20 protein-coding genes are annotated in these 12,395 nt (G+C 62.2%); all 20 read right to left on the bottom strand.

What is annotated here, in order from left to right:
- Nucleotides 1-10: 10 nt before the first annotated feature.
- The 20 genes from rpsH to rpsL all read right to left on the bottom strand — a co-directional run bounded on the left by rpsH (nucleotide 11) and on the right by rpsL (nucleotide 11,515).
- Entirely contained in the window at nucleotides 11-409 is a 399-nt protein-coding gene (rpsH, locus tag HNR60_RS16975; protein ID WP_011473861.1) for a 30S ribosomal protein S8, read from the bottom strand.
- Nucleotides 410-419: 10 nt separating this feature from the next.
- The gene (rpsN, locus tag HNR60_RS16970) at nucleotides 420-725 is read right to left on the bottom strand and encodes a 30S ribosomal protein S14 (RefSeq protein WP_184259585.1); all 306 of its coding nucleotides are present in this window, start codon (nucleotides 723-725) and stop codon (nucleotides 420-422) included.
- Between the two features lie 42 nt (nucleotides 726-767).
- Nucleotides 768-1,325, bottom strand: coding sequence for a 50S ribosomal protein L5 (rplE, locus tag HNR60_RS16965; RefSeq protein WP_011473863.1), 558 nt, complete (start codon nucleotides 1,323-1,325; stop codon nucleotides 768-770).
- Nucleotides 1,318-1,632, bottom strand: a complete 315-nt coding sequence (gene rplX, locus HNR60_RS16960; protein ID WP_011473864.1) for a 50S ribosomal protein L24 — start codon at nucleotides 1,630-1,632, stop codon at nucleotides 1,318-1,320. Before rplX ends, rplE begins: the two co-directional genes overlap by 8 nt.
- Nucleotides 1,632-2,000 carry a 50S ribosomal protein L14 gene (gene rplN, locus HNR60_RS16955; RefSeq protein ID WP_011473865.1) on the bottom strand — a complete coding sequence of 123 codons (369 nt, stop codon included), beginning with the start codon at nucleotides 1,998-2,000 and terminating at the stop codon, nucleotides 1,632-1,634. The genes rplX and rplN overlap by 1 nt, the downstream gene beginning before the upstream one ends.
- Nucleotides 2,001-2,039: 39 nt before the next feature.
- Nucleotides 2,040-2,288, bottom strand: a complete 249-nt coding sequence (gene rpsQ / locus HNR60_RS16950; protein WP_011473866.1) for a 30S ribosomal protein S17 — start codon at nucleotides 2,286-2,288, stop codon at nucleotides 2,040-2,042.
- 9 nt (nucleotides 2,289-2,297) lie between these two features.
- The gene (rpmC, locus tag HNR60_RS16945; protein ID WP_011473867.1) at nucleotides 2,298-2,504 is read right to left on the bottom strand and encodes a 50S ribosomal protein L29; all 207 of its coding nucleotides are present in this window, start codon (nucleotides 2,502-2,504) and stop codon (nucleotides 2,298-2,300) included.
- 10 nt (nucleotides 2,505-2,514) lie between these two features.
- Nucleotides 2,515-2,928 carry a 50S ribosomal protein L16 gene (gene rplP / locus HNR60_RS16940; RefSeq protein ID WP_011473868.1) on the bottom strand — a complete coding sequence of 138 codons (414 nt, stop codon included), beginning with the start codon at nucleotides 2,926-2,928 and terminating at the stop codon, nucleotides 2,515-2,517.
- 32 nt (nucleotides 2,929-2,960) lie between these two features.
- Entirely contained in the window at nucleotides 2,961-3,659 is a 699-nt protein-coding gene (gene rpsC / locus HNR60_RS16935) for a 30S ribosomal protein S3 (protein WP_011473869.1), read from the bottom strand.
- A 23-nt stretch (nucleotides 3,660-3,682) separates the two neighbouring features.
- Nucleotides 3,683-4,069, bottom strand: coding sequence for a 50S ribosomal protein L22 (gene rplV / locus HNR60_RS16930; protein WP_011473870.1), 387 nt, complete (start codon nucleotides 4,067-4,069; stop codon nucleotides 3,683-3,685).
- A gap of 10 nt (nucleotides 4,070-4,079) precedes the next feature.
- Nucleotides 4,080-4,358 (bottom strand): 30S ribosomal protein S19, encoded by a 279-nt coding sequence (gene rpsS, locus HNR60_RS16925; protein ID WP_011473871.1) that lies wholly within the window; start codon nucleotides 4,356-4,358, stop codon nucleotides 4,080-4,082.
- 12 nt (nucleotides 4,359-4,370) lie between these two features.
- Nucleotides 4,371-5,204, bottom strand: a complete 834-nt coding sequence (gene rplB / locus HNR60_RS16920) for a 50S ribosomal protein L2 (RefSeq protein ID WP_011473872.1) — start codon at nucleotides 5,202-5,204, stop codon at nucleotides 4,371-4,373.
- A 13-nt stretch (nucleotides 5,205-5,217) separates the two neighbouring features.
- Entirely contained in the window at nucleotides 5,218-5,517 is a 300-nt protein-coding gene (locus tag HNR60_RS16915; RefSeq protein ID WP_184259583.1) for a 50S ribosomal protein L23, read from the bottom strand.
- A complete protein-coding gene (gene rplD / locus HNR60_RS16910) occupies nucleotides 5,514-6,134 on the bottom strand; it encodes a 50S ribosomal protein L4 (RefSeq protein WP_011473874.1) in 621 nt (206 codons plus the stop codon). The genes HNR60_RS16915 and rplD overlap by 4 nt, the downstream gene beginning before the upstream one ends.
- A gap of 1 nt (nucleotide 6,135) precedes the next feature.
- Nucleotides 6,136-6,864, bottom strand: coding sequence for a 50S ribosomal protein L3 (rplC, locus tag HNR60_RS16905; protein WP_184259581.1), 729 nt, complete (start codon nucleotides 6,862-6,864; stop codon nucleotides 6,136-6,138).
- A 55-nt stretch (nucleotides 6,865-6,919) separates the two neighbouring features.
- Nucleotides 6,920-7,228, bottom strand: coding sequence for a 30S ribosomal protein S10 (gene rpsJ, locus HNR60_RS16900; protein ID WP_011473876.1), 309 nt, complete (start codon nucleotides 7,226-7,228; stop codon nucleotides 6,920-6,922).
- A 95-nt stretch (nucleotides 7,229-7,323) separates the two neighbouring features.
- A complete protein-coding gene (gene tuf / locus HNR60_RS16895) occupies nucleotides 7,324-8,514 on the bottom strand; it encodes an elongation factor Tu (protein ID WP_184259579.1) in 1,191 nt (396 codons plus the stop codon).
- A 40-nt stretch (nucleotides 8,515-8,554) separates the two neighbouring features.
- Nucleotides 8,555-10,627: an elongation factor G gene (gene fusA, locus HNR60_RS16890; protein ID WP_184259577.1), complete on the bottom strand. Its 2,073-nt coding sequence runs from the start codon at nucleotides 10,625-10,627 to the stop codon at nucleotides 8,555-8,557.
- A 30-nt stretch (nucleotides 10,628-10,657) separates the two neighbouring features.
- Nucleotides 10,658-11,128, bottom strand: a complete 471-nt coding sequence (gene rpsG / locus HNR60_RS16885; RefSeq protein WP_184259575.1) for a 30S ribosomal protein S7 — start codon at nucleotides 11,126-11,128, stop codon at nucleotides 10,658-10,660.
- 15 nt (nucleotides 11,129-11,143) lie between these two features.
- Nucleotides 11,144-11,515 (bottom strand): 30S ribosomal protein S12, encoded by a 372-nt coding sequence (gene rpsL / locus HNR60_RS16880; protein ID WP_011473880.1) that lies wholly within the window; start codon nucleotides 11,513-11,515, stop codon nucleotides 11,144-11,146.
- Nucleotides 11,516-12,395: the final 880 nt, after the last annotated feature.

The following is a 12,395-nucleotide window of genomic DNA, read 5'->3' as shown; positions in this document are numbered from 1 at the left end:
TAATCCTTCCTCAGAACACCGTGAAGAGAACTTCGCCGCCCACGTTCGCGTCACGCGCTTCGTGGTCGGCCATGATTCCCTTGGGCGTCGACAAAACCGAAATTCCGAGGCCGTTGTTCACGCGCGGCAGGTTCTTCACCGACGCGTAGACCCGACGGCCCGGCTTCGACACCCGTTCGATCTCGCGGATCACCGGCTCGCCGTCGAAATACTTGAGTTCGATCTCAAGCTCGCTGCGGCCGGAGGCGTGATCGACGCTGGCGTAGCCGCGGATGTAGCCTTCGTTCTTGAGCACTTCGAGAACGTTGGCGCGCATCTTCGAGCCCGGGGTCGAGACCTTGGACTTGGCGCGCATCTGCGCGTTGCGGATACGGGTGATCAGATCGCTGATTGGATCGTGCGTTGACATGCCCGCCCCCTTACCAACTGGACTTCACGAGACCCGGGATCAGGCCCCGGGACCCGAGATCGCGGATCGCGATACGGCTGAGCTTGCTCTTGCGGTACACCGAACGCGCGCGGCCGGTGATCTCGCAACGGTTGCGGATCCTGGTCGCCGACGAGTTGCGGGGCATCTCGGACAATTTCAGCGTCGCGGCGAACCGCTCTTCCATCGGCTTCGACTTGTCGGCGATGATCGCCTTCAGCTTCGCCCGCTTCGGCGCCGCATTCTTGGTCAACCGCTTGCGCCGGTTATTCTTCTCGATCGAACTTTTCTTCGCCATGCTTGGCTCCTGAGTTACCGCGTTTGAGAGCTTTTCAGCGTCTCACTGCCGGAACGGGAAATTGAAAGCTGTCAACAACGCGCGGGCTTCGTCGTCGGTGCGCGCGGTAGTGCACACCGTGACGTCCATACCCCACGTCTCCCCCATCTTGTCGAAGTCGATTTCGGGGAAAATGATGTGCTCTTTGATGCCGAGCGAGTAGTTGCCGCGGCCGTCGAAGCTCTTCGGATTCAGGCCGCGGAAATCTCGGACGCGCGGCAGCGCGACGTTGATCAGCCGGTCGATGAACTCGTACATCTTGGCCTTGCGCAGCGTCACCTTGGCGCCGATCGGCTGGTTTTCACGCAGCTTGAAGGTCGCGATGGCGACGCGCGAATAGGTCACGATCGGCTTCTGGCCGGCGATCAGCGCGAGGTCGGCAGCCGCCGTCTCGGCCTTCTTGCGGTCGTTGACGGCCTCGCCGATGCCCATGTTGAGCACCACCTTGTCGAGCCGCGGAACCTGCATCACATTGGCATAACCGAACTGCTCGGTCAGCTTGCCGCGGATTTCCCGGTCGAACTGCTCGCGTAAACGCGGAACGTATGCGGTCTCAGCCATCGATCTCTGCTCCCGAGCGTTTGGCGATGCGTACCTTCTTGCCATCCGCCTGAATCTTGAAGCCAACGCGGGTCGGCTTGCCGTCCTTGCCGACGATTGCGATGTTGGACAGGTGGATCGCCGCCTCTTTCGAGATGATGCCACCTTCCTGGGCCTGGGTCTGCTTCTGGTGACGCTTCACCAGATTGACGCCACGAACCAGCGCCTTGTTCTCGGTGGGACGCACCTCGAACACTTCGCCGGTGCGACCCTTGTCGCGACCGTTCAGCACGATAACCTTGTCACCCTTCCGGATCTTGGCAGCCATCACAGCACCTCCGGCGCGAGCGAAATGATCTTCATGTGGTTTTTGGCGCGCAGTTCGCGCGGCACCGGCCCGAAAATACGGGTGCCGACCGGCTCCGACTGATTGTTGATCAGCACGGCAGCGTTACGGTCGAACCGGATGACTGAACCATCGGCGCGGCGGATGTCCTTGCGGACCCGCACCACCACGGCCTTCATCACGTCGCCCTTCTTCACCTTCCCACGCGGGATGGCTTCCTTGATCGACACGACAATGACATCGCCAACGGTGGCATAACGGCGCTTGGAACCCCCAAGCACCTTGATGCACATGACACGGCGTGCGCCGGAATTATCGGCCACGTCGAGGTTGGTCTGCATCTGAATCATTGATGCACCTCGTCCTCTTTCTGATGCGCAAAGTCGCGCTTAGGCGGTTTTTTTCTGTTCGCCCCGGACCACGGTCCAGCGCTTCAGCTTCGAGATCGGCTTGCTTTCCTCGATCCACACCACATCGCCCGGCTTGAACTCGTTGTTCTCGTCATGGGCGTGATAGTTCTTGGAGCGGCGGATGGTCTTCTTGTAGATCGGGTGGGTGAAGCGGCGGTCGACGCGCACCACAACCGTCTTGGCTTGCTTGTCGCTGACGACCACGCCCTGCAGCGTACGTTTTGGCATGTCGGCCCCTTACTTCTTCGCGTCGCGCTGCTGCGCGGCGATGGTCTTGATGCGTGCGATGTCGCGGCGGGCCTCGCGCAGCCGCGAGGTGTTCTCGAGCTGCCCGGTGGCGCGCTGGAAGCGCAGATTGAAACGTTCCTTCTTCAGCTCGGCGACGGCGTCGTCTTTCTGATCAGGACTCATCGCACGGATATCGGCGGTTTTCATCTCGGCCATCACCTAATCCTTACTCCGCGATGCGCGCAACGAAGCGCGTCTTGATCGGCAACTTGGCGGCGGCGAGCGTCAGCGCCTCCTTGGCGACCTGAACGTTGACGCCGTCGATTTCGAAGATCACGCGGCCGGGCTTGACGCGGGCCACCCACAATTCCGGGGTGCCCTTGCCGGAGCCCATTCGCACTTCGGCGGGCTTCTTCGACACCGGCAGATCCGGGAAGATGCGGATCCAGACGCGGCCGGCGCGCTTCATGTGACGGGTCAGCGCACGACGCGCGGCTTCGATCTGCCGGGCGGTGATCCGCTCGGGCGCCATCGCCTTCAGGCCGAACTGGCCGAACGACAACGTCGCACCCGAGGTCGCCACGCCGTGAATGCGGCCCTTATGCGCCTTGCGGAACTTCGTCTTCTTTGGTTGCATCATGGCTTACGCCCTCAAACCTTCTGTCAGACCGATCAAGCGGCGTCGCGGCGCGGCCGGGAATTGTCGCCTTCGGCCATCCGCTTGTCCTGCGCCATCGGGTCGTGCTCGAGGATCTCGCCCTTGAAGATCCAGACCTTGACGCCGCAGGTGCCGAACGTGGTGAACGCGGTGGCGACACCGTAGTCGATGTCGGCGCGCAGCGTGTGCAGCGGCACGCGACCTTCACGGTACCACTCCATGCGGGCGATTTCCGCGCCGCCGAGACGGCCCGAACAATTGATACGAATGCCCTCGGCGCCGAGACGCATCGCCGACTGCACCGCGCGCTTCATGGCGCGACGGAACGCGACGCGGCGCTCCAGCTGCTGCGCGATCGATTCGGCGACCAGCGTGGCGTCGAGCTCCGGCTTGCGGATTTCGACGATGTTGATCACGACGTCGGAGGCGGTGATGTCGGCAACCTTCTTGCGAAGCTTGTCGATGTCGGCGCCCTTCTTGCCGATCACCACGCCCGGACGCGCCGAGTGGATGGTGACGCGGCACTTCTTGTGCGGGCGCTCGATCACGATCCGCGCCACGGCAGCCTGCTTCAGCTCCTTGTGCAGGATCTCGCGGATCTTGACGTCCTCGTGCAACAGCTTGCCGTATTCGTTCTTGCCGGCGTACCAACGGGAATCCCACGTCCGGTTGATGCCGAGGCGCAGCCCGATTGGATTGATCTTCTGACCCATCGAAAGTCTCCCGCGCCCTGGCTTTAAGCGCTTGCTTCGGCTTCGACCTGACGAACGACAATCGTCAGCTGCGCGAACGGTTTAAAAATACGGCCCGAACGGCCACGGCCGCGCGGTGCGAAACGCTTCATCACGATGCCCTTGCCGACATGCGCTTCGGACACGATCAGCGCGTCGACGTCGAGGTCGTGATTGTTCTCGGCATTCGCGATCGCCGATTCGAGGCACTTCTTAACATCGACCGCGATCCGCTTGCGCGAAAATTGCAGGTCGGCGAGCGCAGCCGAAGCCTTTCGGCCGCGAATCAGCTGCGCGACGAGGTTCAACTTCTGCGGGCTCACCCGAAGCATCCGGGCAATCGCCTTGGCCTCGTTATCGGGGAGGCTCCGTTCGCGCTTTGGTTTGCTCATAACTAGATCCTCAAGCCTTCTTGGCTTTCTTGTCGCCCGAATGGCCGTGGAAGGTCCGGGTCGGCGAGAACTCGCCGAACTTGTGTCCGACCATTTCCTCGTTGACCGACACCGGAACGTGCTTCTGGCCGTTATAGACCCCGAACACCAGGCCGACGAATTGCGGAAGGATCGTCGACCGACGGCTCCAGATCTTGATGACGTCGTGCCGGCCCGAGGAACGAGCGACATCCGCCTTCTTCAAAAGCGAGCCCTCGACGAACGGGCCTTTCCAGACTGAGCGAACCATGTCCGGCTATCCTTACTTCTTCCGCTTGTGGCGGCTGATGAGAATGAACTTGTTGGTCGACTTGTTCGACCGCGTCTTCTTGCCCTTGGTCGGCTTGCCCCACGGGGTCACCGGATGGCGACCGCCCGAGGTGCGGCCTTCGCCGCCGCCGTGCGGATGGTCGACCGGGTTCATGGTGACGCCGCGGTTATGCGGCTTGCGGCCGAGCCAGCGCGACCGACCGGCCTTGCCGATCGAGATGTTCATGTGGTCCGGGTTCGACACCGCACCGATCGTCGCGGTGCAGCGGCCGTGAACCAGGCGCTGTTCGCCCGAGTTCAACCGGACGATGACGTAGTCGTGGTCGCGGCCGACCAGCTGGGCGTAGGTGCCCGCCGAGCGCGCGATCTGACCGCCCTTGCCGATCTTCAATTCGACGTTGTGGACGATGGTGCCGATCGGCATGTTGCCGAGCGGCATCACGTTGCCCGGCTTGACGTCGACATAGGCGCCGGCCAGCACGGTATCGCCGACCGCCAAGCGCTGCGGCGCCAGGATATAGGCCTGGGTGCCGTCGGTGTACTTGATCAGCGCGATGAACGCGGTGCGGTTCGGATCGTATTCCAGCCGCTCGACCACGGCCGGCATGTCGACCTTGGTGCGCTTGAAGTCGACGATCCGGTAGGTCTGCTTGTGACCGCCGCCGCGGAACCGCACCACGATGCGACCGGTGTTGTTGCGACCGCCCGCCGAATGCTTGCCCTCGGTCAGCGACTTGACCGGCTTGCCCTTGTAGAGCGCCGAACGATCGACCATCACCAGCTGGCGCTGGCCCGGCGTCGTCGGATTGAATTTTTTCAGTGCCATCGTCGTATCCGCCTCATAGCCCGGTGGTGACGTCGATGCGGTGGCCCTCTTCGAGGGTCACGATCGCACGCTTGACGTCGGACTGCGAACCGAACTGGCCGCGGAAGACCTTGGTCTTGCCTTTGCGAACCAGCGTGTTCACGCTCTTCACCTTGACGTCGAACAACTTCTCAACCGCTTCCTTGATCTGCGGCTTGGTGGCCTTGCTCGCGACCTTGAACACCACCTTGTTGTGTTCGGACGCGACGGTGGCCTTTTCGGTCACCACTGGAGCGACGATGACGTCGTAGTGGCGCGGATCAATAGTCTTCATTTGAAGCGCGCCTCCAACGCATCGACCGCCGCCTTGGTCAAAACCAGCTTCTGACGACGAAGAATGTCATAGACGTTGATGCCCTGGATCGGCAGCACGTCGATGTTCGGAATGTTGCGAGCCGCAACCGCGAAACCGTTGTTGAGCTCGGCCCCGTCGATGATCAGCGCGCTGGTCAGCCCGAGACCCGAGAAGTGCCCGACCAAAGCCTTGGTCTTGGCGGCTTCCAGCGTCGCGGATTCGATCACGATCAGCCCGCCGTCCTTGGCCTTGGCCGACAGCGCGTGCTTCAAAGCGAGCGCGCGAACCTTCTTCGGCAGATCGAAGGCGTGCGAACGAACCACCGGACCGAAGGCCCGGCCGCCGCCGCGGAACTGCGGCACCCGCTGCGAACCGTGACGCGCACCGCCGGTGCCCTTCTGCTTGTACATCTTCTTGCCGGTGCGCCAGACTTCCGCACGGCCCTTGGCCTTGTGGGTGCCGGCCTGGCGCTTTGCGAGCTGCCAGTTGACGCAACGCTGAATGATGTCGACGCGCGGATCGAGACCGAAGATCTCGTCGGAGAGCTGAACGGATCCAGCTTCCTTGCCCTCAAGCGTGGTGACTTTCAATTCCATCTCACACGCCCTCCTGCTCGGCGGCAGGCGCTGCGGCGGCCTGGTCGCCGCCATCGGCCAGGCGGAACTTGCCCGGCTTCGGCGCTTCCGCCGGCAACACCTTTTTCACCGCGTCGCGCACCGCGATCCAGCCGCCCTTGGAGCCGGGAACGGCACCTTCGACGAGGATCAGGCCGCGCTCGACGTCGGTCTGGACCACGCGCAAATTCAGCGTGGTGATACGATCGACACCCATGTGACCGGGCATCTTCTTGTTCTTGAAGGTCTTGCCGGGATCTTGCCGGCCGCCGGTCGAACCGATCGAACGATGCGAGACCGAGACGCCGTGGGTGGCGCGCAAGCCGCCGAAATTCCAGCGCTTGATGCCGCCCGCGAAGCCCTTACCGACCGAGGTGCCGGTGACGTCGACGAACTGACCGACCACGAAATGGTCGGCCTGGATCTCGGCGCCGACCGGGATCAGCGCGTCTTCCGACACGCGGAATTCCGCGACCTTACGCTTCGGCTCGACCTTGGCGACCGCGAACTGGCCGCGTTCCGCCTTCGGCAGATAAACGGTCTTCCGCGTGCCCGAACCGAGCTGCATAGCGACGTAGCCGTTCTTCTCGGTGGTGCGATGACCCAATACCTGGCAATTGCCCAGCTTGAGCACGGTCACTGGGATGTGTTCGCCGGTCTCTGTAAAGACCCGCGTCATCCCGACCTTTTGTGCGATCACTCCGGAGCGCATCGGCGTGCTTCCTGTTCTTTCTGTCCGCTAAATCCGGACGGGAATCCAAAAAATCTTAAAGCTTGATCTCGACGTCGACACCGGCGGCCAGGTCGAGCTTCATCAAAGCATCGACGGTCTGCGGGGTCGGATCGACGATATCGAGAAGGCGCTTGTGGGTGCGCATCTCGAACTGCTCGCGGCTCTTCTTGTCGACGTGCGGCGAACGGTTGACGGTGAACTTCTCGATGCGCGTCGGCAGCGGGATCGGTCCACGGACCTGCGCGCCGGTTCGCTTCGCGGTGTTCACGATCTCACGCGTCGACGAATCGAGGATCCGATGATCGAACGCCTTGAGGCGGATGCGAATATTCTGGCCGTTCATTGCCGTGTCTTTCTTTGCAGAGCGAATGGTGAGTAGCGAGTGGTGAGTAGCGAATGAGACGAACCCATTCGCTACTCCCTATTCGCTATTCGCCCTTACTCGATGATCGAGGCCACCACGCCGGCGCCGACGGTGCGGCCGCCTTCGCGGATCGCGAAGCGCAGCTTTTCTTCCATCGCGATCGGCACGATCAGGTGAACTTCCATGGCGATGTTGTCGCCCGGCATCACCATCTCGGTGCCTTCCGGCAGATGCACGACGCCGGTGACGTCGGTGGTGCGGAAGTAGAACTGCGGACGATAGTTGGTGAAGAACGGGGTGTGACGACCGCCCTCTTCCTTCGTCAAGATGTAGGCCTCGGCCTTGAACTTGGTGTGCGGCTTGACCGAACCCGGCTTGCACAGCACCTGACCGCGCTCGACTTCCTCGCGCTTGGTGCCGCGCAGCAGCGCGCCGATGTTGTCGCCAGCCTGGCCCTGATCGAGCAGCTTGCGGAACATTTCCACGCCGGTGACGATGGTCTTCTGGGTCGCCTTCAGACCGACGATTTCGATTTCCTCGCCGACCTTGATGATGCCGCGCTCGACGCGGCCGGTCACCACGGTGCCGCGACCGGAGATCGAGAACACGTCTTCCACCGGCATCAGGAACGGCTGGTCGATCGGGCGTTCCGGCTGCGGGATGTAGGCGTCGACCGCCTTCATCAGCTCCAGGATCGCGTCATGACCGAGCTTCGGATCCTTGTTCTCGAGGGCGGCCAGCGCCGAACCCTTGATGATCGGAATGTCGTCGCCCGGGAAGTCGTACTTGGAGAGAAGTTCGCGAACTTCCATCTCGACCAGTTCGAGCAGTTCCGGATCGTCGACCATGTCGCACTTGTTCAGGAACACCACCAGCGCCGGCACGCCGACCTGACGGGCGAGCAGGATGTGCTCGCGGGTCTGCGGCATCGGGCCGTCGGCCGCGGAGACGACGAGAATGCCGCCGTCCATCTGCGCCGCGCCGGTGATCATGTTCTTGACGTAGTCGGCGTGGCCCGGGCAGTCGACGTGGGCGTAGTGCCGGTTCGCGGTCTCGTATTCGACGTGCGCGGTCGAGATGGTGATGCCGCGGGCCTTCTCTTCAGGGGCCTTGTCGATCTGGTCATAGGCCGTGAACGTCGCACCGCCCGTTTCCGCCAACACCTTGGTAATCGCCGCGGTCAGCGACGTCTTGCCATGGTCGACGTGACCGATGGTACCGATGTTGCAATGCGGCTTGTTTCGTTCAAACTTAGCTTTGGCCATGAGACTTCTCCGTTCAGTCGTTGACTGTCATCAACGACAATCAGGCAAACTTCTTTTGGACTTCTGCCGACACATTGGCCGGCGCTTCCGCGTAGTGATCGAATTGCATCGTAAAGGTCGCGCGGCCCTGGCTCATCGAGCGCAGGTTGTTCACGTACCCAAACATATTCATGAGCGGCACCATCGCGTTGATGACGTTGGCATTGCCGCGCATGTCCTGGCCCTGGATCTGGCCGCGCCGAGAATTCAAGTCGCCGATGACCGAGCCGGTGTAGTCTTCCGGGGTCACGCATTCGACCTTCATGATCGGCTCGAGCAGAACCGACTTGCCCTTCTGCAGCGCGTCGCGGAAAGCAGCCCGCGAGGCGATTTCGAAGGCCAGCGCCGAAGAGTCGACGTCGTGGTAGGCACCGTCGATCAGCGTCACCTTGACGTCGACCACCGGGAAGCCGGCGACCACGCCCGAGGAGAGCACGCTGTTGAGGCCCTTTTCGACGCCGGGGATGTATTCCTTCGGCACCGCACCGCCGACAACCTTGGATTCGAACTCGAAACCCTTGCCCGGCTCGTTCGGCTCGACGATGAACTTGACCCGCGCGAACTGGCCGGTACCGCCGGTCTGCTTCTTGTGGGTGTAGTCGACTTCCGCGCGCTTGGTGACGCGTTCACGGAACGCCACCTGCGGCGCGCCGATGTTGGCGTCGACCTTGTAGGTACGGCGCAGGATGTCGACCTTGATGTCGAGATGCAGTTCGCCCATGCCCTTGAGAATGGTCTGGCCGGACTCCAGGTCGGTGGAAACGCGGAACGACGGATCTTCCGCCGCGAGCTTGGCCAAAGCGACGCCCAGCTTTTCCTGGTCGGCCTTGGTCTTCGGCTCGATCGCGATCTCGATCACCGGCTCGGGGAATTCCATCTTCTCGAGGATCACCGGCTTGTTGGCGTCGCACAGGGTGTCACCGGTGCGGGCTTCCTTCAGACCGGCCAAAGCGACGATGTCGCCGGCATAGGCTTCCTTGATGTCTTCGCGGTTGTTGGCATGCATCAGCAACATGCGGCCGATACGCTCCTTACGGTCGCGCGTCGAGTTGACGACGCCGGTGCCGGAAATCAGCGTGCCGGAATAGATGCGGCAGAACGTGATGGTGCCGACGAACGGATCGTCCATGATCTTGAAGGCGAGCAGCGCCAGCGGCTCGCTATCGTTCGGCAGCCGGATGATCTCGTTGCCGTCGTCGTCCACGCCCTTGATGGCGGGAACGTCGACCGGCGACGGCAGATAGTCCACGACCGCGTCGAGCAGCGGCTGCACGCCCTTGTTCTTGAAGGCCGAACCGCACAGCACCGGATAGAACGCGCTGGTCAGCACGGCCTTGCGGATCAGGCGCTTGAGGGTGGCTTCGTCCGGCTCAACGCCGTCGAGATAGGCGGCCATCGCATCGTCGTCGAGTTCGACGGCGGCTTCCACCATCTTCTCGCGATATTCCTTGGCCTTCTCGACCAGGTCGGCCGGGATGTCGATGTCCTTGAAGTTCGCACCGAGGGCTTCGTCTTCCCAGATCACGCCCTTCATGCGGACCAGATCGACCAGACCCTTGAAGTTGCTCTCCTCGCCGATCGGCAGCTGGATCGCGATCGGCTTGGCGCCGAGACGGTCGATGATGTCCTGCAGGCACTTGTAGAAGTCAGCGCCGGTCTTATCCATCTTGTTGGCGAACACGATGCGCGGCACGCGATACTTGTCGCCCTGACGCCAGACGGTTTCGGTCTGCGGCTCGACGCCCTGGTTGCCGTCGAGAACGACGACCGCGCCGTCGAGCACGCGCAGCGAACGCTCGACTTCGATGGTGAAGTCGACGTGGCCGGGGGTGTCGATGATGTTCAGGCGCTTGCCGTTCCAGAACGCGGTGGTCGCGGCCGAAGTGATGGTGATGCCGCGTTCCTGCTCCTGCTCCATCCAGTCCATCGTCGCGGCACCTTCGTGCACTTCGCCGATTTTGTGGCTCTTGCCGGTGTAGTACAGGATGCGCTCGGTCGTTGTCGTCTTGCCGGCATCGATATGCGCCATGATACCGAAGTTGCGGTAGTCCTCAATGGCATGAACGCGGGGCATAGGGTTATCCTTGAATCCGGTGTTTCGCCGTTACCAGCGATAGTGCGAGAAGGCGCGGTTGGCTTCCGCCATCCGGTGCACGTCTTCGCGCTTCTTGACCGCGTTGCCGCGGCCGTTCGAAGCATCGAGCAGCTCGGCAGAGAGCCGCTCGGTCATGGTCTTTTCGTTGCGGTCGCGCGCCGCGGTGATCAGCCAGCGAATGCCGAGCGCCTGGCGGCGGGTGCTGCGCACTTCCACCGGCACCTGGTAGGTCGCGCCGCCGACGCGGCGCGAGCGCACTTCGATGGTCGGCATGACGTTTTCCAACGCCTGCTCGAACACCGGCAGCGGACCCTGCTTGGTCTTGGCTTCGATGATCTCGAGCGCACCGTAAACGATGCCCTCGGCGACCGACTTCTTCCCGGCGTACATTACCGAGTTCATGAACTTGGTCAGGATAATGTTTCCGAACTTCGGATCCGGATTGACTTCGCGCTTTTCAGCAGAATGGCGACGAGACATCGTTCAATTTCCCGCTTATTTCGGACGCTTCGCGCCGTACTTCGAACGACGCTGCTTACGGTTCTTGACGCCCTGGGTATCGAGGACGCCGCGGAGAATGTGGTAGCGCACGCCGGGCAAATCCTTGACGCGGCCGCCGCGGATCATGACCACGGAGTGCTCTTGAAGGTTGTGGCCTTCGCCAGGAATGTAGCCAATGACTTCGAAGCCATTGGTCAGACGAACCTTGGCAACCTTACGAAGCGCCGAGTTCGGCTTCTTCGGGGTCGTCGTGTAGACGCGCGTGCAAACGCCCCGCTTCTGCGGCGACTGCTGCAGCGCCGGAACCTTCTTGCGCGACTTCTGTACGACGCGCGGACTTGCGATCAGCTGGTTGATCGTCGGCATCTTCGCCTTCACCCTTGTTCGCGCGAAACCCTAATCGGCTTCGCAAATTCGTTCGGAGCCACTCGCCCCATGAGCCGCATTACACGGCATTCACCGCGCAAAGCGAAAATCACGCCGACCACTCATTGCTGAGCGGAAAGCGCTTCGACGCCACAGAGGACCGCGATCCTGACCGCCCGGTTTACACCGATTGGCCTCCACCGAGGTCATGCATCCGAAATCAATCTCGAGAGGTTCGCTCTGGAGGAGGACTATCGTCCTGGCATTGCCTAGCTATAAGCGACAGCGTTTGAGCAACATGCGTCGAGGTTGGTGCCCGACTTGATCCGGAGGACGTGTCCAGAGGAGCAAGTGGGTGATCCGTTCCGACGTTGGCGAAGCTCACCGCCTGTCGTTGAGTGCGCGGGTTTTATCGGCGTGGCCTAGCCAAGTCAAGGCTAAAGCGGTGTGGCAGAACCACTTCTGACCGATCCGGCAAAACCGCCGCAAACCCTGGCAAAATAGGGCCTGGCGGCGACGTCGCTCGGCGCCGCGATGGTCGGTTCGGCACGCGAATGCACGCCGCGCCGCACCTTGCAGTCCAGTAAATACCCCGGGAGGAGAGAATCGTCCAATCCGGCGCCGGTTCCAAGCCGACTCGCACACTGAAAATTCACGAATCGCCCGGGTGGTTGGCCGCGTCAGGCGAATCGCGCCCTCATCCCGAGAGCCTGTGAAGCTATTCGATTGGCGGCTCTCGGCGATATGATGTGTCGCGATCGCTGCGCAGGAGTGCGGTTGGTGGGGTGCGGTTGGTGGGGTGCGGTCGGTGGCTGATCGGCTACGCCGCGGCGCTGTGGGTGAGGCGATGGCCTTGCAGGATGTTGTTGGCGAGGGCGAA

This window comes from Rhodopseudomonas rhenobacensis, from assembly GCF_014203125.1.
Taxonomy (GTDB): Bacteria; Pseudomonadota; Alphaproteobacteria; order Rhizobiales; family Xanthobacteraceae; genus Rhodopseudomonas_A; species Rhodopseudomonas_A rhenobacensis.
Note: the sequence above shows the minus strand (reverse complement) of the source record. Positions and strands in the feature narration are given on the sequence as shown.

Coding starts and splice junctions, on each gene's coding strand:
- rpsH (WP_011473861.1), bottom strand. CDS start 409: ATGTCAACGCACGATCCAATCAGCGATCTGATCACCCGTATCCGCAAC.
- rpsN (WP_184259585.1), bottom strand. CDS start 725: ATGGCGAAGAAAAGTTCGATCGAGAAGAATAACCGGCGCAAGCGGTTG.
- rplE (WP_011473863.1), bottom strand. CDS start 1,325: ATGGCTGAGACCGCATACGTTCCGCGTTTACGCGAGCAGTTCGACCGG.
- rplX (WP_011473864.1), bottom strand. CDS start 1,632: ATGGCTGCCAAGATCCGGAAGGGTGACAAGGTTATCGTGCTGAACGGT.
- rplN (WP_011473865.1), bottom strand. CDS start 2,000: ATGATTCAGATGCAGACCAACCTCGACGTGGCCGATAATTCCGGCGCA.
- rpsQ (WP_011473866.1), bottom strand. CDS start 2,288: ATGCCAAAACGTACGCTGCAGGGCGTGGTCGTCAGCGACAAGCAAGCC.
- rpmC (WP_011473867.1), bottom strand. CDS start 2,504: ATGGCCGAGATGAAAACCGCCGATATCCGTGCGATGAGTCCTGATCAG.
- rplP (WP_011473868.1), bottom strand. CDS start 2,928: ATGATGCAACCAAAGAAGACGAAGTTCCGCAAGGCGCATAAGGGCCGC.
- rpsC (WP_011473869.1), bottom strand. CDS start 3,659: ATGGGTCAGAAGATCAATCCAATCGGGCTGCGCCTCGGCATCAACCGG.
- rplV (WP_011473870.1), bottom strand. CDS start 4,069: ATGAGCAAACCAAAGCGCGAACGGAGCCTCCCCGATAACGAGGCCAAG.
- rpsS (WP_011473871.1), bottom strand. CDS start 4,358: ATGGTTCGCTCAGTCTGGAAAGGCCCGTTCGTCGAGGGCTCGCTTTTG.
- rplB (WP_011473872.1), bottom strand. CDS start 5,204: ATGGCACTGAAAAAATTCAATCCGACGACGCCGGGCCAGCGCCAGCTG.
- HNR60_RS16915 (WP_184259583.1), bottom strand. CDS start 5,517: ATGAAGACTATTGATCCGCGCCACTACGACGTCATCGTCGCTCCAGTG.
- rplD (WP_011473874.1), bottom strand. CDS start 6,134: ATGGAATTGAAAGTCACCACGCTTGAGGGCAAGGAAGCTGGATCCGTT.
- rplC (WP_184259581.1), bottom strand. CDS start 6,864: ATGCGCTCCGGAGTGATCGCACAAAAGGTCGGGATGACGCGGGTCTTT.
- rpsJ (WP_011473876.1), bottom strand. CDS start 7,228: ATGAACGGCCAGAATATTCGCATCCGCCTCAAGGCGTTCGATCATCGG.
- tuf (WP_184259579.1), bottom strand. CDS start 8,514: ATGGCCAAAGCTAAGTTTGAACGAAACAAGCCGCATTGCAACATCGGT.
- fusA (WP_184259577.1), bottom strand. CDS start 10,627: ATGCCCCGCGTTCATGCCATTGAGGACTACCGCAACTTCGGTATCATG.
- rpsG (WP_184259575.1), bottom strand. CDS start 11,128: ATGTCTCGTCGCCATTCTGCTGAAAAGCGCGAAGTCAATCCGGATCCG.
- rpsL (WP_011473880.1), bottom strand. CDS start 11,515: ATGCCGACGATCAACCAGCTGATCGCAAGTCCGCGCGTCGTACAGAAG.